We start from the raw sequence: 17,458 nt of genomic DNA on the forward strand, positions 1-17,458 counted from the left end.
AACAACTGGAATCCTCATGACAGAGTACGGAGCAAAACCATCCGTTGCTATCGTTGGGTTTGGCTTAGTTGGCAGGGTCGCAGCATTGGCGTTGATGGACCGTTATCAGCTCACCATTTTTGAAAAAGATCCGCAAGATGCGCAAACGGGTGCCGGCACTTTGGCCGCCGCTATGTTAGCGCCTTTGGCCGAATCAGTGATTTGTGACCGAATACTCGCTGAGCAAGGCTTGAAAAGCATTGCTTTGTGGCCAAGTTTACTTAAAAAGCTAGACACACCGATATTTTTTCAGCAGCAAGGTAGTTTAATCGTCGCGCACCAACAAGATAGAGGCGATCTACAGAGCTTCGAACAGCGTTTAAAACCTTTGGGTGAACATCAAGCAACACGGGTGAGTCAACGTGAAATTGCTACGTTAGAACCGGAGCTTGGCGGCAAATTTAACCAAGGGCTGTTTTTACCCTGTGAAGGGCAATTAGATAATTCCGCTTTTTTTACAAGCAGCTATGAGACGCTGTGCTGTCGTGGTGTCGATTTTCAATTTACTCAAGCAGCCACCATCGAAGCAGGTAAAGTCAATGGTCAAGCATTCGACTGGATCATTGATTGCCGAGGAGTGGGGGCTAAGCAAGATAAGCCAGGGCTTCGCGGTGTGCGTGGCGAGGTGGCACGTATATTTGCACCAGAGGTCAATTTACAGCGTCCAGTGCGCTTAATGCATCCGCGTTATCCTATTTATATTGCGCCTAAACCAAACCATCAATATGTGATTGGTGCAACTGAGATAGAGTCTCAAGATGCCAATGACATTACCGTACGCTCTACACTGGAGTTATTATCAGCGGCCTACACGGTACATAGCGGTTTTGCAGAGGGGAGAGTGATGTCCTTGAATGCTGGCTTGCGGCCTGCGTTTGTCGATAATCACCCGCATATCGAAGTTCAAAATAATGTCATCTCAATTAATGGTTTATATCGACATGGGTATTTACTTGCGCCAGTTGTTGTACAACAAGCACTTTCAAAGGGGCTACTATGAATCTAACTTATAATGGCGAGGCTATCCGTATTGAAAGCGCACAGTCTTTGCAGCAAATCATCGTCAGCAAAGGGGCGAAGCCGCCCTTTGCAGTGGCACTCAATGGGCAGTTTGTACCTTCAGCTAAGCTTTCTGACACCATGCCTAATCAGGGTGACAGCATTGAGGTGCTCTCACCAATTCAAGGGGGTTAGATGATTAATCCACATTCTGAACAGCTTAATATTTATGGTGAATATTTTAATAGCCGATTATTGATTGGTTCTGCGCTTTACCCTTCGCCGCAAATTATGCAGCAAGCGATACAAAGCTCGGGGGCGGATATCGTGACTGTGTCTCTGCGCAGACAAAACTCGGTTTCAGCAGGTGAAGACTTTTGGCAGTTGATAAAAGAAACTGGACTGAAAGTGCTGCCTAATACGGCGGGCTGCCACAGTGTGCAAGAAGTCGTTACTCTAGCGCAAATGTGCCGAGAAGTCTTTGATACCGATTGGATAAAACTGGAGCTGATCGGTGATGAATACAATTTACAGCCAGACCCTTTTGGTTTGCTTGAAGCGACAGATATCTTGTTGAAAGAGGGCTTTAAAGTATTACCATATTGCACTGATGATTTAGTGTTATGTCAGCGATTAGCGGATCTTGGCTGTGAAGTGCTCATGCCATGGGGTGCTCCCATTGGAACTGGGAAAGGGCTCATAAATACGTATAACTTGAAGACCATTCGTGAACGTTTACCTGAGCAAACCTTGATTGTGGATGCCGGTCTTGGATTACCTTCTCATGCTTGCCAAGCTCTCGAATTAGGTTACGATGCCGTGTTATTAAACAGTGCTGTTGCAGGTGCCGGCGATCCGGTCAAGATGGCGGCGGCATTTTCTCATGCTGTGGAAGCGGGTCGTATGGGCTATGTTGCACAAGCAATGCCTGAAAAAGAGGTTGCAGCGCCTTCAACGCCCACTATGGGCATGCCTTTTTGGCATCAAAATTAAGAAAATTAGGAGTCCAAGTGTCAAAAGTTGTATGGAGTATTGCTGGTTCTGATTCCGGTGGTGGTGCAGGTGTGCAAGCAGATTTAAAAGCGATGCACAGCTTTGGCGTACATGGCTGTACAGCTATTACGGCATTGACCGCACAAAACAGTCTAGGTGTAGAGTCTTTAAATGCGGTATCAACAGAGGTTATAGAAGCGCAGTTATTGGCGCTTGAGTCGGATATGCCGGCTGCGGTGATAAAAATTGGTATGTTGGCCAATGTACAACAAATTCAATTGATTGCTGAGCATTTGACGCGTTACAAGGCGCGTTGGGACACGCCGCCTGTGATTGTGTACGACCCCGTGGCAATTGCGACCAGTGGTGACTCGCTCACAGAAGAAGATACTGTTGATGCTCTAAAAACTCACTTACTGCCTTTAGTGGATGTGATCACGCCAAATACCCATGAAACGCAATTATTGACGGGCGTCTATTTAATAGGACCTGATGCGGTGCGAGAGGCGGCACAAACGCTGTTGTCATTTGGGGTAAAGTCTGTGGTGATTAAGGGCGGCCATTGGGATTACCCTAAAGGCTACTGCATTGATTACTGTTGGCATCAAGAGGAAGAATATTGGCTGGGCAATGAGTCTGTCAATACACCGCATACACACGGTACAGGATGTAGCTTGTCCTCGGTTATTGCGGCCTGTTTGGCAAAAGGTTATCCACTTAAAGATGCTTTTATTTTGGGTAAAGCGTATATCAACGCTGGGCTTAAAGCGGCTAAGCGTTATGGTGAGGGGATTGGGCCCGTTGCCCATACTCATTTCCCTGAGTCTATTGCGGATTATCCTCAGGTGATTGAACCTGGTAGCTGGCTGGGCGATGAGCTTGAATTTTTGGTACCTGATGAGTACAACTACGCCGCTGGGTTTGCACCCATTGAAGGCGAGTTAGGCCTGTACGCGGTGGTGGATACCGTTGATTGGGTTGAACTTTGCTTAAAGAATGAGGTTAAAACAGTCCAGTTACGGATAAAAAATGCTGATTCTCCGACCCTTGAGCAGGATATTGCCAAAGCGATTGAGCTTGGCAACACCTATGGCGGTCGCGTGTTTATCAACGATCACTGGGCGCTTGCGATAAAACATGGTGCGTACGGTGTGCATTTAGGCCAAGAAGACTTAAATATCGCGGATTTAAATGCCATTAAACAAGCTGGTTTAAGGTTAGGTTTATCAACACATGGCTTCTATGAAATGCTACGTGCACATAACTATCGCCCAAGCTATTTGGCCTTTGGCGCTATTTACCCAACAACCACAAAAGATATGACAGGTCAGATCCAAGGCTTGGAAAAACTACGTCACTTTGTGCCTCTCATGCGCTCCGAATATCCGACAGTTGCCATTGGCGGTATTGATTTGGCCCGCTCCAGTGAAGTTGCCGAGACGGGCGTTGCTAGTGTTGCTGTGGTTCGTGCTATTACCGAAGCACAGTCACCTGAGCAAGCGATTATCAACCTTAAACAGGCCATAGGCGAGCAATGAGCGGAGAATTAACCGATAGAGAGCGGCTGAGATATAGCCGCCATATCTTGTTAGACAAAGTGTCGGAAACGGGTCAAAAACAACTCAAATCGGCGCATGTAGCAGTCATTGGCTGTGGAGGACTCGGTAGTCCAGTGTTATTTTATTTGGCGGCCAGCGGCATTGGTACCTTGTCATTCTATGATGATGATCAGGTAGAGTTGTCGAATCTTCAGCGTCAGATATTGTATAAGGTTAATCATTTAGGGCAGGACAAAAGTCTTGCTGCTAAAAAAGTGTTGGCCAGTTTGAACAATGATATTCAACTTAATCCGCATAATCTTCGCCTCTCTAAAGACAACATTGAAGCGCAATTAAAAGAGGTTGATTGGGTGGTGGATTGTAGTGACAACTTCACCACACGTTATTTACTCAATCAATATTGCTTTGATAATGGGAAAGTGTTGATCTCGGGCGCAGCGCAAGCTACCAGTGGGCAATTTGGCTTTTTCGATTACCGTGAACAAAGTGCGTGTTATGCATGTTTATTTCCCGAAGCTGAGCAGGGCAGTGAAGGGCTTAACTGTCAAAATGCAGGGGTGATGAGCCCGTTACTTGGCATGGTTGGTTCAATGCAAGCACAAGCAGTGTGTAATGCGATATTAGGTTTGCAAAAAAGAGAGAGCTTTTTTGTGAGTATTGACGCGTTAACGCTGATGCAAAGGCGGTTTACTTTAGCGAAAGATCCCACTTGTAAGGTGTGTAATTAAACTCATTTGTGCAAAGTGTAGGTGAAGATAATAAAAAGGCCCAGAGCGGGCCTTTTTAGTTGTTATTGATTGATGGTGGCAAACGGCGTGCCCATTCGTGTTACTGTTTCTGGCTGTTGATCTGCCAGGAATTCCGCAGTGTCTGCACCCCATGATAAAATGACGGTTGAGCCCAATTTAAAGCGGCCCATTTCATCGCCTTTTTTCAATTTAATGGCTTGCGGTCCTTCCGTTGGGTAATCCCAACTAAATACATCTTTGCCAGCCGGTGGCGTGACGGTACCTGCCCACACTGTCTCAATGCTCGCTACGATGGTGGCACCCACTAACACCATTGACAATGGGCCAATGTCGGTATCAAAAATGGCAACTACTCGCTCGTTGCGAGCAAATAAGTTGGGGACATTTTGTGCCGTTAGAGGGTTAACAGAAAATAGGTCACCGGGCACATAGATCATCTTTTTTAATACGCCATCTACTGGCATATGAATGCGGTGATAATCTTTTGGTGCCAAATAAATCGTCGCGAACTTACCACCTAGGAAAGGCGCAACATCTTGCTCGTTACCACCTAATAGTGTTTGCAAGCTGTAATCATGGCCTTTTGCTTGAATGATCTGACCATCGACGACATCGCCAAGTTGACTGATTGCACCGTCAACAGGATGGGCAATGATATGCTCTTCAGTGGCTAACGGACGAATACCTGGCTTCAGCGGGCGAGTAAAAAACTCATTAAACGTCTTATAATGCGCAGGATCTTCGTGCAATGCTTCGGTCATATCAATTTTATATTGCTTGATGAATAGCTTGATTAACTGAGTTGTCAGTGCGCCAGCTTGGGCTGCAGCGAGTTTACCCACTAAACGTGATACTGCATGTTTAGGAAGCGCATATTGCAGAGCAATTTTAATTTTATCCAAATTCACATTATTTTCCTGAAGTCTCTGCCAAGTGCACCGTCGCTGCCATTGGCGTTATTTACATAAATTATCTAAAACCGGTAACGGATAATATCAAACTCTTGGCGCGCGCGCACCTGCACGACCATCGGCCATTGACTCTAAAATACGGTGGTAGCTATCAAAGCGCAGTTCACTGATTTTGCCCTGTTCAACAGCTTCTGTGATCAAACAGCCTGGATCGTTAAGGTGCTTGCAGTCTCTAAATCGACAACCACCGATGAACTCTCTGAACTCTTTAAAGCACCAGGTAACGCGTTCTACTTCCAAGTGCCATAGGCCAAACTCTCGGATCCCCGGGCTGTCGATAAGGTTGCCCCCGCTTGGTAAGTGATGAAGTTTCGATACCGTGGTTGTGTGCTGCCCTAAGCCACTGTTTTCTGATACTTCTTGAGTTAAGATATCGGCATCTGGCAAAACCGTGTTGACCAGCGTAGATTTGCCGACACCAGATTGACCAACAAATATGTTGTTTTTGTCCTTTAATAACTCTTTGAGTTCGTTGATGCCCTCACCTGATTTATTGCTGACCAGCAAGACGCGGTAACCCAACTCACGGTAGATATCGAGCACCTCATCGACATATTCGAGACCTTCTGGGTCTAATAGGTCAATTTTATTGAGCAGTAAAATAGGTTCAATGCCCATATCTTCACAGGCCACTAAATATCTGTCTATGATCTGCGGGGTGAATTCTGGCACTACCGCTGAGACCATTAGAATTTGGTCGATATTGGCGGCCACGACTTTGACACCGTCATAAAAATCTGGACGCGTAAGCTGTGTGCGCCTTTCTTCAACGGCTTCAATTACGCCAGCTAAATCGCCCTCACTGACTTTCGCGCGGCGGAAAATGACGTTGTCGCCGCAGACCAAACTGTTCACGGTACGGCGGATATTACAGCGCAGCACTTCGCCATCTTCTACCTCAATATCTGCATGCTGACCAAAACGGCTGACCACGATAGCCGGCTCGGTGGGGCCGAGGTTGTCTGATTGCCACTGTAATTCAGCGGTTTCATTATGTTTGGCTTTAGCCAAACGCTTCTGTTGGTTGGCCTTAATCCGTCTGGATTGGCCATGACTGAGTTTTTTTCGTTTTGCCATATCTGTAAACTCACGAGACGAATTATTGCGAATGATTGGTGTATAAGCCATTCATAGGCTATAACTCAATAAAAATGCCCCGCTTTGTAAAAAAAAGCTTTTGGTCGAGTGATGAAGCTAATATGATATATCTAATTGCATTGGATCTAAAGGAAAGTACCGTTAAGGTAGTGTATGTCTTTTCATGAATCAAACTTGGTCTGGCTCGACCTAGAGATGACAGGGCTAGAACCTAAAACAGATAAAATTCTCGAAATTGCAACTGTGATAACAGATTGCGATTTAAATGTGCTTGCTGAAGGTCCAGTGATTGCCATTCATCAAAGTGATGAGTTGCTTGATAATATGGATGAGTGGTGTACGAATCAACACGGTCGCTCAGGGCTAACCGCGCGCTGTAAAGCAAGTACCTTTAGCGAAGCAGACGCGATAGCGCAAACTCTCGACTTCTTGAAGCAGTGGGTGCCACCGGGTAAATCACCTATGTGTGGTAATTCCATCGGGCAGGACCGTCGTTTCCTTCATAAGTATATGCCAGAACTTGAGGCATACTTCCATTATCGCAACCTTGACGTGAGCACGATTAAAGAGCTTGCAAGGCGTTGGCGACCTGAACTTTTAAATGATATCAAGAAGAAAAGCTCGCATTTAGCATTGGACGATATCAAAGACTCCATTATGGAGTTGAAGGTTTATCAAGAAAAGTTCTTCAATTTATAAAAAAAGCTTGCAAAGCATTTTGTATCTTGTAGAATCCTGCCCCGCTTGAAACGACAAGCTCTTGAGACTAAGAGTGAGTTTTTTTAGCGGGTTTTGTTAAGGCAAAATCATGAAGCGGCACTAGCTCAGCTGCTAAAACGTTAGACGCGACCTGTCGCGCTCCAGCGGACAATTTAGAGCAAACTATGAAGCGGCACTAGCTCAGCTGCTAAAACGTTAGACGCGACCTGTCGCGCTCCAGCGGACAATTTAGAGCAAACTATGAAGCGGCACTAGCTCAGCTGGTAGAGCGCGACCTTGCCAAGGTCGAGGTCACGAGTTCGAACCTCGTGTGCCGCTCCAACAAAAAAGTCTTATTAAATAATAAGCAAATGTGATGCGGCACTAGCTCAGCTGGTAGAGCGCGACCTTGCCAAGGTCGAGGTCACGAGTTCGAACCTCGTGTGCCGCTCCAACAAAAAAGTCTTATTAAATAATAAGCAAATGTGATGCGGCACTAGCTCAGCTGGTAGAGCGCGACCTTGCCAAGGTCGAGGTCACGAGTTCGAACCTCGTGTGCCGCTCCAACAAAAAAGTCTTATTAAACAATAAGCAAATGTGATGCGGCACTAGCTCAGCTGGTAGAGCGCGACCTTGCCAAGGTCGAGGTCACGAGTTCGAACCTCGTGTGCCGCTCCAACAAAAAAGTCTTATTAAATAATAAGCAAATGTGATGCGGCACTAGCTCAGCTGGTAGAGCGCGACCTTGCCAAGGTCGAGGTCACGAGTTCGAACCTCGTGTGCCGCTCCAACGAAAAGTCTTATTAAATAATAAGCAAATGTGATGCGGCACTAGCTCAGCTGGTAGAGCGCGACCTTGCCAAGGTCGAGGTCACGAGTTCGAACCTCGTGTGCCGCTCCAACTCTCTCCTTACTATTTTCTATTTTTCAAATTCTTATAATTTTTCTCTTTATTCGCTCTGATTTCTTGCATAAAACGATTGCTTATTTTTAGCACTATGCGTAAAATACGCGCTCTTTCGGCCATATTAGTCGTTCCTTGCCTTAACCCGGCCGGCCGAAACGGGACGAGGCTATACTAACCGTAAGGAATATCCATGCGTCATTACGAAATCGTATTCATGGTTCACCCAGACCAAAGTGAGCAAGTTCCAGGTATGATCGAGCGTTATACTGGTTCTATCACTGAAGCTGGCGGTACTATCCACCGTTTAGAAGACTGGGGTCGTCGTCAACTGGCTTACCCAATCGAAAAGCTTCACAAAGCACACTATGTTCTTTTGAACGTTGAAGCGCCAACTGAAGTAATCAACGAACTTGAAACTTCTTTCCGCTACAACGATGCAGTGCTACGTAACCTAGTTATGCGTACTAAGAACGCTGTAACAGAAGCTTCTCCTCTTGCTAAAGAAGAGAAAAAAGAAGCAGCATCTGCTTAATCGTTATTGATTCGGATTTGACTCACCTCTAGAGGTAATTGGTGCAAACTCAGGCAGACCCTTATACAAACCAGTTCGTTTTATCTGGGATTGTTTGCAAAACACCAAAATATAGTCAAAGTCCTGCTGGCATTGCGCATTGTATTTTTGTTTTAGAGCATAAGTCGATGCAAATTGAAGCCGACCTTAACCGTAATAGTTATGTGCGAATTCAAGTTGTTGCTAGCGGTGATAAATTCCGAAATCAACTAGAGCATTTATACGTTGGGCAAGGGTTGCAAGTGAGGGGGTTTTTAAACCGCCACGAGAGCCGAAACGGCTTGAGTCAGCTTGTACTTCATGCACAACATATTGAAAGAATTAATTGAGGAAATTACTCATGGCACGTTATTTCAGACGTCGTAAGTTCTGCCGTTTCAAAGCAGAAGGCGTACAACAAATCGATTACAAAGATCTAGCTACTCTTAAAAACTATGTAACTGAAAGTGGCAAAATCGTACCTAGCCGTATCACAGGTACAAGCGCTAAGTACCAGCGTCAGCTAGCAGCAGCTATCAAGCGTGCTCGCTACCTAGCCCTTCTTCCGTACACTGACTTACATAAGTAAGCCGGCTGATTAATAGTTTTTAAAAGGTGTAGAGACATGCAAGTTATTCTACTAGACAAGATCGCTAACCTAGGTAACCTAGGTGACCAGGTTTCAGTTAAATCTGGCTTCGCACGTAACTTCTTATTTCCTAAGGGTAAAGCAGTTCCTGCAAACAAAGCTAACATCGAAACTTTCGAAGCTCGCCGCGCTGAGCTAGAAGCAAAAATCGCAGAAGAACTAACAGCTTCTCAAGCTCGTGCTGAAAAACTTGAAGCACTAGCTGAAGTTACTCTAGTTTCTAAAGCGGGTGACGAAGGTAAGCTATTTGGCTCTATCGGTACTCGTGACATCGCTGACGCGATTTCTGCAGTTGGTGTTGAAGTAGCTAAAGCTGAAGTTCGCCTACCTCTAGGTACTATCCGTGAGACGGGTGAATTCGACGTAGCTATCCAAGTACACTCTGACGTAACGGCAACTATCAAAGTTATCGTTATCGCAGAAGCTTAATTTATTAAGCGTAAACCGCACACTCTGTGTGCGGTTTTATCCCTCCTCTGAAAAAATTACAACGACATAAATTTTCAGTATAAAAAATCGGTGAATATCACGATTGATTACGGAAGATTCATATACAAGTTGAAAAATTAATCTAAATCACAAATACGGCAAAATGGCGCCTATATATTAAAATGATAGGTACACATTAGTAATGTCATGTAATATCGTACCCATTTTATATAAAATTGATTTGTGATAATTTAGTTAACTCTTTTTTATTAGATACTTTTTTTTGCTGTCCAAATATCATACAGTGGTGTTTCTGAGATATGACAGCGTTATCATTCAGATTTGGAGAATAATGTTTAATCGTCGTAGTATGCGTGGCTTTACGTTAATTGAATTACTCATGGTTGTGGCGCTGGTGGCTGTGCTTGCGAGTATCGCGTTGCCTAGTTATTTAGATTATTTACGAAAGGGTAATCGAGCTGATGTACAGCAGTTAATGTACCAAGAAGCGGTTTCTCTGGAGCGCATTTATTCGAGAAATGGGGGCTACCCCAATGCCTATAAAATTGAGAAAGAATCCAAATATTATACATTAACTTACACGCCCCTTGGTAAGCCTCCTGGTGTGCAAGGTGATTTTAGAAATCTGAAGTTTATGATTAACGCAGTACCTATTAGTGGGTCTACTCAGGCGTCCGATATGTGTGGTACGTTAAAGTTGGATGAGCAAGGGGATGAATTCTCCGATGGGCCAAAAGATGAATGTTGGTAGTGTCTCACAACGTGGGGTGACATTGATTGAGTTGCTTGTCTGTGTGGCACTTGTGGCGGTATTGGCTAGCTTGGCGATGCCTTCTGTTATCACCTACATTAAACAAGACCGTATTAATTCGAGTGTTCATCATTTAAATAGTGTGTACCAATTTGCTCGCAGTGAAGCTGTAAAAAGAGAAAAAACCATCAAGCTAGTTAAAAATAACACACAGTGGGATGTGACAATCGTGGAAAATCAACAGGCAACGGTGTTACGTACTTTTACAATTGAGCACGAATCTATACGGGTACAGTTGGTCGATCGTGAGATAAGATCCACTGGAGAATTAAACCAAGTAAGTAATATTTTAGTCACTGATAATGATAACAGTACGCTCGATTACCGCTTATGTATATTGCGAAGCGGTCAGAGTTGGATAAGTGAGGCTGCCGAAAATTGCGTATAGAAAAAGGCTTTTCGTTAATTGAAGTGATGGTATCAATCGTGATCGCGGGCGTCGCGTTATTGGGCTTGGCTGGCGCGCAATTGAAGTCGCTGCAATTTGCAAATAACAGTTTTAACTATACCTTGGCGTTGGTACATGGCCAAAACGCGATTGAACGTATGTGGACAGACTTATGTTATTTTCAGCATGTTGATCAAGACTTAGTGACCAAAAGTAAAGAGAAAGTTGCGAGGCTGCACCCTGTCGATGATAGGTTCACGCTTACTATCTCACCTGACAGATATAATGATCCTGCGTTAATTACAAGTAGGCCAGATCAACGGGATGTTATGTTTACTGTTAGCTGGGATGATAGTCGAATACAAAATGACACTATAAACAATGCCTTGAATCAAATTACATTAGTAGCCAGTTATGTATATGTACCAACTCCGACCAACAATTGCAATTAAGCTACCAGAGCGTGGCTATACGTTAATTGAACTCCTCGTTGCAATGGCAGCAGGGTTATTTTTGCTCTCAGGGGTGGCTATGTCATACACGGCGATTAAAAGCACGGTGGTGGCAAGTAAAGAGTTGTCTCACGCGCAGGAGGTGATCCGTTATACCAGTCAAGTGATGACACGGAGCATAAAGCAGACCCATGAGGAGCCTAAGCCTGAGAACAACAAAGCGGCCTTGCGGGTGCACCAAAAAGCATTGCAACTTGCATGTGACGGGAGTGTACCTGCCGCTGATTACTCTGAGTTATACACTTTGACTAACGGGTATTTAACCTGTGATATTGGGGCCGGTCCTGTGCAGTTGTTGCGAGGCATAGAAGCATTGAGCTTTGATCAAGTCGGGATATTAACCAGTATTAAAGTTAAGCCAACAGGTATGCCAAAGCAATTAGAGAATGGCACTCTGAGTGATAATGGCATTCAAATAGACATTGCGGCAAATCGCCTCGTGCTTAATCAAGCCGTATTTACGAACCCATAAGGGTAGGGTCAATGAAACGTTTTTCGCGACAATCGGGATTCACACTCATTAAGGTTATGCTACTGAGCACCATGGCTAGTGTGGTGGTGTTTACGTCTATGAAAGACACCCTAGTGCAAGAGCGATTAAGCGGTAACTTCCAAAAAGATTTAAATGCACGGTTGCAAGCTGAAAAAGGGGTATTTGCCACTGCCGATGATTTGAACGACTATGTAACTTCGGGTAATACTGCCGCGACATTGGCTGATGTATTAGGGAATGTTTCTGGTATCAACAATCAAGTGACAGGTGACGGTCAATTTTCTACCACAATTACTTCTCCAGAGGCTGGTATCATAGAGATAGGCAGTCTGGGTAATAAATATGGCGTGGATGCGGCCAATAATATGGTGGCGGTTTTCAAGTTCACAGATGCCGTTGTTGAGCCAGTGTTTAATAACCCCGTCACCGGATGCAAAGGGGTCAACTTATCAGGGAGTGGCTTGGTCGACAGTTACGATTCAAAAACGGGTAGCTACGAAGACACTAAAAGTAATAATGGTGATGTGAATACCGTGATTGGCGATTCGGATGTGGTGCTATCGGGTCACTCTCCCATCAGAGGAGATGTAAAAGCGTCAGGTATTCTTTATCTGAAAGGCTCTTCACCTGTGATTGGTAATGTGCAATCAAACACTGGCATCGATATTTCTCATGGTAGTGGTACGCGAGTCCAAGGCGATGCGTTGACGCAAGGCTTTATTATTCACCGTGGTGGCGATATTACAGGTGTTGTAAGGGCTAATGGCAATGTTGAGATGCTGTGGGGCGCAGATATTTTAAATGATGGTAATGACCCCTTAGATATCCAATATGGTGGCACAGGTCAATTTGAGCTAGCAACAGAGCACTCTCAGGATGGGGTGTATTATTCCGCTGCAAAATTTAATGTAAATCCGAATGTAGAGGCGGTGCGGGTATACGATCCGGACTCGCCAAATCATGACTCAAGCACAGTCGATGAGTGCGACCCGCTGGCATTACCAGGCAACATGCCAACCATCATGGCTGCCAACAACAGTCAAGAAAACCTCGTGGTAAAATCTAATCAGATATTTACATTTCGTCCACAACGCGCCGGGCTTGAGGAAAAAGTTCAAGGGCAATGGCAAGAGACCAGAGAGTGGATATCTAGCGAGACAGATATTTATTTATTTGGCGTGAACAAACAGGTTCATGGCAGACTCAATGAAGACAGTGAATATGTGTATAACATGAAAAGCCTCACCATAGGAGGTGATGGGTTAGTCAATGTGAAAACTGTTGCTTCCAATGACATTGGTGGGGGCGATGTCATTTGGTTGATAGATGGTGACTTTATTATGACTGGTAATAGTCGGTTGCATATTGCCAAGGGGACCAGTTTAACGATATTTGTTACGGGCAAAGTGAGGCTAGGGGGGAGTGCGCAAGTGATCACAGAAGAGCCCGGTATTACAGAGAGTGGACTAGGTACTTTCAATATTTTCTCATCCTATAAGCCTGAGCCTAACAACAATAGTGCGGATAATAAAAATGGCGTGATTGTCAGTGGCACGTCTTCTTTATATGCGGTGATTTATGCGCCATTGACCTCTATTTCTATGAATGGCAGCGGGCAGTTTTTTGGAACCGTGCGTGGTGCCACAATCGAAGCAAATGGGGGAAGCGGGATCCATTTTGATGAAGCGTTGAAAGAGCTCAAGCTGGGCAACGCGGGTACGGTGAAAGAGCCTGCAAAGTTAGAGTTTATGGGTTGGCGTTATAAACACCCTGAAGAATTTACGGATGAGACTGATACCACAAGCAACGGGGAATAATTGCTTCGGCGGTAATTGGTTTTACCTGTCATTACGTGCTCAGCCAAAGTTGGGCACGCCTTTTAAAAAACTTTTCTAAATCATTTAAACCTTTTTTAATCTGCTTGCGTCTTAAAAACTATGAAAGGTACTGTTCGGGTAGGGCTGATTTTCTTATCTACAGTAATTAAGACTGTTTATATAGTGTGTTGAAAATCTTCTATTTTTGAGTAGGTATGTCATCATCATTACCTTGCGGTAAAGGAATTTAAATATGTTAGTTGACGCTGTACACCCATTTGATGAGCTTGATGAATTGGTTAAGCGTACTCAGCAGGGCGATCAAGCGGCATTCTCTGCCTTATATGAGCAATGTCACCGGCGCGTTTATGCGTTATGCCTGAGGCTGTTGGCTGATCAGGCTCATGCTGAAGATGCATGCCAGGAAGTATTTGTGCAGCTATGGCATAAAATTACTCAATTTGATGGAAAATCGAAGTTTACGACTTGGCTGCATAGTGTGACATCCAATATTGCGATCAGTTATTTGCGTAAACATAAAAACTGGTTGCAAAAAGTGGTGAGTTTTGAAAACAGCGGTATGGATGAGGCGGGGATCGCACTTTGTGGTGACTTAAATGGGTTGGATAAATTAATCCTCAAGCTACCAGAGCGGGCGCGACTTGTGTTTGTGTTACATGGTGTTGAAGGCTATCGTCATGAAGAAATCGCAGAGATGTTAAATATGGCGGTGGGATCAAGTAAATCTCAGTATCACAGAGCAAAAAAGTTGTTACAGGAGTGGTATGAAAATGACTAAGCCAACGTTTGACGAGTTTTTGTCTGAAGAACTAAGTAAGGCAAAGCAACAAGATGGTCTGCCTAAACCCCAGCAGCCACTTTGGCAAGGTATTGATAAAGCTATTAATGCACACAATGATGCCGTGAGGAATACAACACCTAAATCTACTGGGGTGTGGCGTCAAGTGTCGGCGATAGCGGCTGCGACCTGTATTGGCATGTGTGTCATGTATTTCAGTATGAGCACACCCGAGCAGAACAATATGCTGCAAATGAGCCAATATTTTGAGCAGCAAAAGCAATTAATGCTGGTTCAATATAGTAGTCAGCCTGCACTGACAAATGATTGGCAAGTACAGTTACAAGAATTAGAAGAAGCTGAGCAAGCCATCAAGCTTGCACTTGAGAATGACGCACAAAATGCCGCTTTGCTGCAAATGTTGGCTCAGGTTTATCAGCAACAATTAGATTTAATTGAGCGAGTGCATCAACCTCGTTGGCAAGAAATTTAGGAGAAGTAGGATGAAAGCATTGATGTTGAGTTTAGCCATGTTCCCTTTGGCGACGTTGGCAGGTGAGAAGATCGATAAAGAAATTGATATCCCTTTAGATGGTAAAGTGTATATCGAAAATCAGCGCGGTCACGTAGAGATCAAAACATGGGATAAACCCGCATTTAAAGTGGTGGGTGAACTAGATGAAGAGGCCAAGGGGTATCAGCTCGAAAATAAGGGCAGTAAAACCAAGTTTATTGTTAAGATGCCTTCGAGTTCAAGAAATTGGGGCCGTCAGCAAGATGGATCTGAACTGACAATTTTTATGCCTAAACAAAGTGAATTGGAATTTAAAGGTGTACAAGTCGATGTGGAGGCGGCAGAGCTGGCGGCGGGCGCTTATATCAAAACGGTGAATGGTGATATTAAAGCCGCACAGATCAAGGGTAAAGTGCGCCTTGAGACCGTGAACGGGGATATTGATAGTAAAGGCTTGGATGGTCGAATTCGCTATGAGACAGTGAATGGTGACATAGAAGATATCGACTCGAAGGGCAAGGTGCGTTTCAATGCGGTCAATGGTTCAGTAGAGAGTAAAACACAAGCGACAGAAGTTAGGCTAGAAAATGTCAACGGTGAAGTCGATTTTGAGATTGCTCAACTACAAGAGCTAAGGCTGAATACGGTCAATGGTGAAATTGAAGTCAAAGTCGCTAAATTACTGACCAATGCCAGAGTAAACCTTGAGTCAGTGAGTGGCGATGCTGAGCTTTACTTCCCAGCAGATATTTCAGCCAAATTTGATATTGATGCACATGCAGGTGGTAAAATTTCAAATGAGCTGAGCAATGACAAAGTACACAAAGCAAAATATGGCCCATCAAGAGAGCTTGAGTTTACCATTGGCTCGGGTGATGCAGACATTGAGATAGATACGGTCAGTGGCCGCATTGAGCTGAAAAAAAATCGTTAAATGATTTTGGCCCAATTGTGTTGGGCCACTACTTTTTTACTATAAGCTCCTATCTCTGAGCTTATCAGCATTCAGTTTTGCTAGATTTAAGGTTACAATAACAAATCCACTCATTTGTTTTTGTCGTACTATGGCCAAACCTGATCAACAAGTCGATACACTAAAAGTTCCACCGCACTCCATTGAAGCAGAACAGTCTGTTTTAGGAGGCCTAATGCTTGATAACCAAGCATTCGACCGCGTCGCGGAGCTGGTTGTTGCACAAGACTTTTATACACGCACGCATAAACTGATCTTCGAAGCCATGACTAAACTCGTTGAGCTTGGTCAGCCAATAGATCTCATTACCATTTCTGAAAACTTGGAAAAGAACAACCAATTGGACTCAATTGGTGGGTTCGCTTATTTGGCAGAAATTGCTAAAAATACGCCAAGTGCCGCCAACATTGATGCTTATGCGAGTATCGTACGTGAACGTGCTGTTGTTCGAGAGATGATCTCTGTTGCCAATGAAATTGCAGAAGCAGGCTTTAACCCGGAAGGGCGCACAAGTCATGATTTATTGGATTTGGCTGAAAGTAAAGTTTTCAAAATCGCAGAGCAGCGAAGTAAGAGTACTGAGGGTCCGCAAAATATCCACAGTATTTTAGAAAAGACCATAGATAAAATTGAAGAGCTTTATCAGTCACCACAAGATGGTGTGACAGGGGTGAGCTCCGGTTACTCAGACTTAGATCAGATGACGGCAGGTTTACAACCATCTGATTTGATCATTGTTGCAGCACGTCCATCAATGGGTAAAACCACATTTGCGATGAACTTGGCTGAACATGCGGCAATGACGCAGGATAAACCTGTGCTTATCTATTCACTAGAGATGCCTTCAGAACAGATCATGATGAGGATGTTGGCATCACTGGGTCGGATTAACCAAACCAAAGTAAGAACGGGTCAATTAGATGACGATGATTGGGCGCGTTTATCATCAACCATGGGCCTATTAATGGAAAAAGGCCAAATGTATATCGATGATGCTTCAGGTTTGACACCGACCGATGTCCGTTCTAGAGCACGACGCATTGCACGGGATCATGGCGGGATCAGTATGATCATGGTCGACTACCTGCAGCTGATGCGTGTGCCTAGCTTATCGGACAATCGTACTTTGGAAATCGCGGAGATATCTCGTTCACTCAAAGCGTTGGCAAAAGAGCTAGAGTGCCCTGTCATCGCACTTTCTCAGCTGAACCGTACCCTAGAGCAACGTGCGGATAAACGCCCGGTTAACTCAGACTTGAGGGAATCTGGCTCAATCGAGCAGGATGCCGACTTAATCATGTTTATTTATCGTGATGAAGTGTATAACGATGACAGCCCAGATAAAGGCACAGCAGAAATTATCATAGGTAAACAGCGTAATGGTCCAATTGGTAAGGTTAGGTTAACTTTCCAAGGTCAATACTCTCGTTTTGATAATTATGCTGGGCCAGCTATGGATGATGAGTACTAAGCCCAAATAGATGAGGG

Annotated in this window: 21 protein-coding genes and 6 tRNA genes; 25 read left to right on the forward strand and 2 right to left on the reverse strand. The window is 44.5% G+C overall.

Features of this window, described 5'->3' with window-relative positions; translation table 11 throughout:
* Positions 1-16 precede the first annotated feature (16 nt).
* Genes JF50_RS00625 through JF50_RS00645 form a run of 5 tightly spaced genes read left to right on the forward strand, consistent with a single transcriptional unit; the run spans position 17 to position 4,318 of the window.
* The gene (locus JF50_RS00625; protein ID WP_039607611.1) at positions 17-1,039 is read left to right on the forward strand and encodes an FAD-dependent oxidoreductase; all 1,023 of its coding nucleotides are present in this window, start codon (positions 17-19) and stop codon (positions 1,037-1,039) included.
* Entirely contained in the window at positions 1,036-1,233 is a 198-nt protein-coding gene (gene thiS / locus JF50_RS00630; protein WP_039607612.1) for a sulfur carrier protein ThiS, read from the forward strand. Before JF50_RS00625 ends, thiS begins: the two co-directional genes overlap by 4 nt.
* Complete coding sequence (locus JF50_RS00635) at positions 1,234-2,031, forward strand: thiazole synthase (protein ID WP_039607613.1); 798 nt, start codon at positions 1,234-1,236, stop codon at positions 2,029-2,031. It abuts the gene before it with no gap.
* A 17-nt stretch (positions 2,032-2,048) separates the two neighbouring features.
* Positions 2,049-3,569, forward strand: coding sequence for a bifunctional hydroxymethylpyrimidine kinase/phosphomethylpyrimidine kinase (thiD, locus tag JF50_RS00640; RefSeq protein WP_039607614.1), 1,521 nt, complete (start codon positions 2,049-2,051; stop codon positions 3,567-3,569).
* Positions 3,566-4,318, forward strand: coding sequence for a HesA/MoeB/ThiF family protein (locus JF50_RS00645; RefSeq protein WP_039607615.1), 753 nt, complete (start codon positions 3,566-3,568; stop codon positions 4,316-4,318). Before thiD ends, JF50_RS00645 begins: the two co-directional genes overlap by 4 nt.
* A gap of 62 nt (positions 4,319-4,380) precedes the next feature.
* Here JF50_RS00645 and asd read toward each other — a convergent pair whose 3' ends face one another.
* Positions 4,381-5,247, reverse strand: coding sequence for an archaetidylserine decarboxylase (asd, locus tag JF50_RS00650; protein WP_039607616.1), 867 nt, complete (start codon positions 5,245-5,247; stop codon positions 4,381-4,383).
* Positions 5,248-5,334: 87 nt separating this feature from the next.
* Positions 5,335-6,387, reverse strand: a complete 1,053-nt coding sequence (rsgA, locus tag JF50_RS00655; RefSeq protein WP_039607729.1) for a small ribosomal subunit biogenesis GTPase RsgA — start codon at positions 6,385-6,387, stop codon at positions 5,335-5,337.
* Positions 6,388-6,561: 174 nt separating this feature from the next.
* On the opposite strand from rsgA, the gene orn reads away from it, so the two are divergent.
* The 20 genes from orn to dnaB all read left to right on the forward strand — a co-directional run bounded on the left by orn (position 6,562) and on the right by dnaB (position 17,441).
* Positions 6,562-7,107, forward strand: coding sequence for an oligoribonuclease (gene orn / locus JF50_RS00660; protein WP_023397748.1), 546 nt, complete (start codon positions 6,562-6,564; stop codon positions 7,105-7,107).
* A 266-nt stretch (positions 7,108-7,373) separates the two neighbouring features.
* Positions 7,374-7,449, forward strand: a tRNA-Gly gene (locus tag JF50_RS00665).
* 36 nt (positions 7,450-7,485) lie between these two features.
* Positions 7,486-7,561 (forward strand) — tRNA-Gly (locus JF50_RS00670).
* 36 nt (positions 7,562-7,597) lie between these two features.
* A tRNA-Gly gene (locus JF50_RS00675) sits at positions 7,598-7,673 on the forward strand.
* A gap of 36 nt (positions 7,674-7,709) precedes the next feature.
* Positions 7,710-7,785 (forward strand) — tRNA-Gly (locus JF50_RS00680).
* A 36-nt stretch (positions 7,786-7,821) separates the two neighbouring features.
* A tRNA-Gly gene (locus tag JF50_RS00685) sits at positions 7,822-7,897 on the forward strand.
* 35 nt (positions 7,898-7,932) lie between these two features.
* A tRNA-Gly gene (locus JF50_RS00690) sits at positions 7,933-8,008 on the forward strand.
* A 196-nt stretch (positions 8,009-8,204) separates the two neighbouring features.
* Positions 8,205-8,546 carry a 30S ribosomal protein S6 gene (rpsF, locus tag JF50_RS00695; protein WP_023400735.1) on the forward strand — a complete coding sequence of 114 codons (342 nt, stop codon included), beginning with the start codon at positions 8,205-8,207 and terminating at the stop codon, positions 8,544-8,546.
* A gap of 38 nt (positions 8,547-8,584) precedes the next feature.
* Positions 8,585-8,914: a primosomal replication protein N gene (gene priB, locus JF50_RS00700; RefSeq protein WP_039607617.1), complete on the forward strand. Its 330-nt coding sequence runs from the start codon at positions 8,585-8,587 to the stop codon at positions 8,912-8,914.
* An 11-nt stretch (positions 8,915-8,925) separates the two neighbouring features.
* Positions 8,926-9,153: a 30S ribosomal protein S18 gene (gene rpsR / locus JF50_RS00705; RefSeq protein ID WP_005493466.1), complete on the forward strand. Its 228-nt coding sequence runs from the start codon at positions 8,926-8,928 to the stop codon at positions 9,151-9,153.
* Between the two features lie 36 nt (positions 9,154-9,189).
* Complete coding sequence (rplI, locus tag JF50_RS00710) at positions 9,190-9,642, forward strand: 50S ribosomal protein L9 (protein ID WP_039607618.1); 453 nt, start codon at positions 9,190-9,192, stop codon at positions 9,640-9,642.
* A gap of 352 nt (positions 9,643-9,994) precedes the next feature.
* The gene (locus JF50_RS00715) at positions 9,995-10,414 is read left to right on the forward strand and encodes a type IV pilin protein (RefSeq protein WP_039607619.1); all 420 of its coding nucleotides are present in this window, start codon (positions 9,995-9,997) and stop codon (positions 10,412-10,414) included.
* Positions 10,377-10,862: a GspH/FimT family pseudopilin gene (locus tag JF50_RS00720; RefSeq protein ID WP_235423379.1), complete on the forward strand. Its 486-nt coding sequence runs from the start codon at positions 10,377-10,379 to the stop codon at positions 10,860-10,862. Before JF50_RS00715 ends, JF50_RS00720 begins: the two co-directional genes overlap by 38 nt.
* On the forward strand, positions 10,853-11,314 hold the full coding sequence (locus tag JF50_RS00725; RefSeq protein WP_039607621.1) for a type IV pilus modification PilV family protein: 462 nt from the start codon (positions 10,853-10,855) through the stop codon (positions 11,312-11,314). The genes JF50_RS00720 and JF50_RS00725 overlap by 10 nt, the downstream gene beginning before the upstream one ends.
* On the forward strand, positions 11,277-11,846 hold the full coding sequence (locus JF50_RS00730; protein ID WP_052262073.1) for a PilW family protein: 570 nt from the start codon (positions 11,277-11,279) through the stop codon (positions 11,844-11,846). Before JF50_RS00725 ends, JF50_RS00730 begins: the two co-directional genes overlap by 38 nt.
* A gap of 11 nt (positions 11,847-11,857) precedes the next feature.
* Entirely contained in the window at positions 11,858-13,684 is a 1,827-nt protein-coding gene (locus JF50_RS00735) for a DUF7305 domain-containing protein (protein ID WP_039607622.1), read from the forward strand.
* 253 nt (positions 13,685-13,937) lie between these two features.
* Complete coding sequence (locus JF50_RS00740) at positions 13,938-14,483, forward strand: RNA polymerase sigma factor (protein ID WP_039607623.1); 546 nt, start codon at positions 13,938-13,940, stop codon at positions 14,481-14,483.
* Positions 14,476-14,976 carry a hypothetical protein gene (locus JF50_RS00745; RefSeq protein ID WP_039607731.1) on the forward strand — a complete coding sequence of 167 codons (501 nt, stop codon included), beginning with the start codon at positions 14,476-14,478 and terminating at the stop codon, positions 14,974-14,976. The genes JF50_RS00740 and JF50_RS00745 overlap by 8 nt, the downstream gene beginning before the upstream one ends.
* A gap of 10 nt (positions 14,977-14,986) precedes the next feature.
* Positions 14,987-15,931 (forward strand): DUF4097 family beta strand repeat-containing protein, encoded by a 945-nt coding sequence (locus JF50_RS00750; protein ID WP_039607624.1) that lies wholly within the window; start codon positions 14,987-14,989, stop codon positions 15,929-15,931.
* A 130-nt stretch (positions 15,932-16,061) separates the two neighbouring features.
* Positions 16,062-17,441 (forward strand): replicative DNA helicase, encoded by a 1,380-nt coding sequence (gene dnaB / locus JF50_RS00755; protein ID WP_039607625.1) that lies wholly within the window; start codon positions 16,062-16,064, stop codon positions 17,439-17,441.
* Positions 17,442-17,458 lie beyond the last annotated feature (17 nt).

Origin of the sequence: Pseudoalteromonas luteoviolacea (genome assembly GCF_000814765.1) — a bacterium.
Classification (GTDB): Bacteria; Pseudomonadota; Gammaproteobacteria; order Enterobacterales; family Alteromonadaceae; genus Pseudoalteromonas; species Pseudoalteromonas luteoviolacea_H.

Bases quoted from the DNA above. Each gene is read 5' to 3' on its own strand.
- JF50_RS00635 (WP_039607613.1), top strand. From the start codon at position 1,234: ATGATTAATCCACATTCTGAACAGCTTAATATTTATGGTGAATATTTT.
- JF50_RS00645 (WP_039607615.1), top strand. From the start codon at position 3,566: ATGAGCGGAGAATTAACCGATAGAGAGCGGCTGAGATATAGCCGCCAT.
- rpsF (WP_023400735.1), top strand. From the start codon at position 8,205: ATGCGTCATTACGAAATCGTATTCATGGTTCACCCAGACCAAAGTGAG.
- JF50_RS00720 (WP_235423379.1), top strand. From the start codon at position 10,377: ATGAATTCTCCGATGGGCCAAAAGATGAATGTTGGTAGTGTCTCACAA.
- JF50_RS00740 (WP_039607623.1), top strand. From the start codon at position 13,938: ATGTTAGTTGACGCTGTACACCCATTTGATGAGCTTGATGAATTGGTT.
- JF50_RS00625 (WP_039607611.1), top strand. From the start codon at position 17: ATGACAGAGTACGGAGCAAAACCATCCGTTGCTATCGTTGGGTTTGGC.
- rpsR (WP_005493466.1), top strand. From the start codon at position 8,926: ATGGCACGTTATTTCAGACGTCGTAAGTTCTGCCGTTTCAAAGCAGAA.
- orn (WP_023397748.1), top strand. From the start codon at position 6,562: ATGTCTTTTCATGAATCAAACTTGGTCTGGCTCGACCTAGAGATGACA.
- rsgA (WP_039607729.1), bottom strand. From the start codon at position 6,387: ATGGCAAAACGAAAAAAACTCAGTCATGGCCAATCCAGACGGATTAAG.
- dnaB (WP_039607625.1), top strand. From the start codon at position 16,062: ATGGCCAAACCTGATCAACAAGTCGATACACTAAAAGTTCCACCGCAC.
- JF50_RS00715 (WP_039607619.1), top strand. From the start codon at position 9,995: ATGTTTAATCGTCGTAGTATGCGTGGCTTTACGTTAATTGAATTACTC.
- JF50_RS00750 (WP_039607624.1), top strand. From the start codon at position 14,987: ATGAAAGCATTGATGTTGAGTTTAGCCATGTTCCCTTTGGCGACGTTG.
- JF50_RS00730 (WP_052262073.1), top strand. From the start codon at position 11,277: ATGTATATGTACCAACTCCGACCAACAATTGCAATTAAGCTACCAGAG.
- rplI (WP_039607618.1), top strand. From the start codon at position 9,190: ATGCAAGTTATTCTACTAGACAAGATCGCTAACCTAGGTAACCTAGGT.
- thiS (WP_039607612.1), top strand. From the start codon at position 1,036: ATGAATCTAACTTATAATGGCGAGGCTATCCGTATTGAAAGCGCACAG.
- JF50_RS00735 (WP_039607622.1), top strand. From the start codon at position 11,858: ATGAAACGTTTTTCGCGACAATCGGGATTCACACTCATTAAGGTTATG.
- JF50_RS00745 (WP_039607731.1), top strand. From the start codon at position 14,476: ATGACTAAGCCAACGTTTGACGAGTTTTTGTCTGAAGAACTAAGTAAG.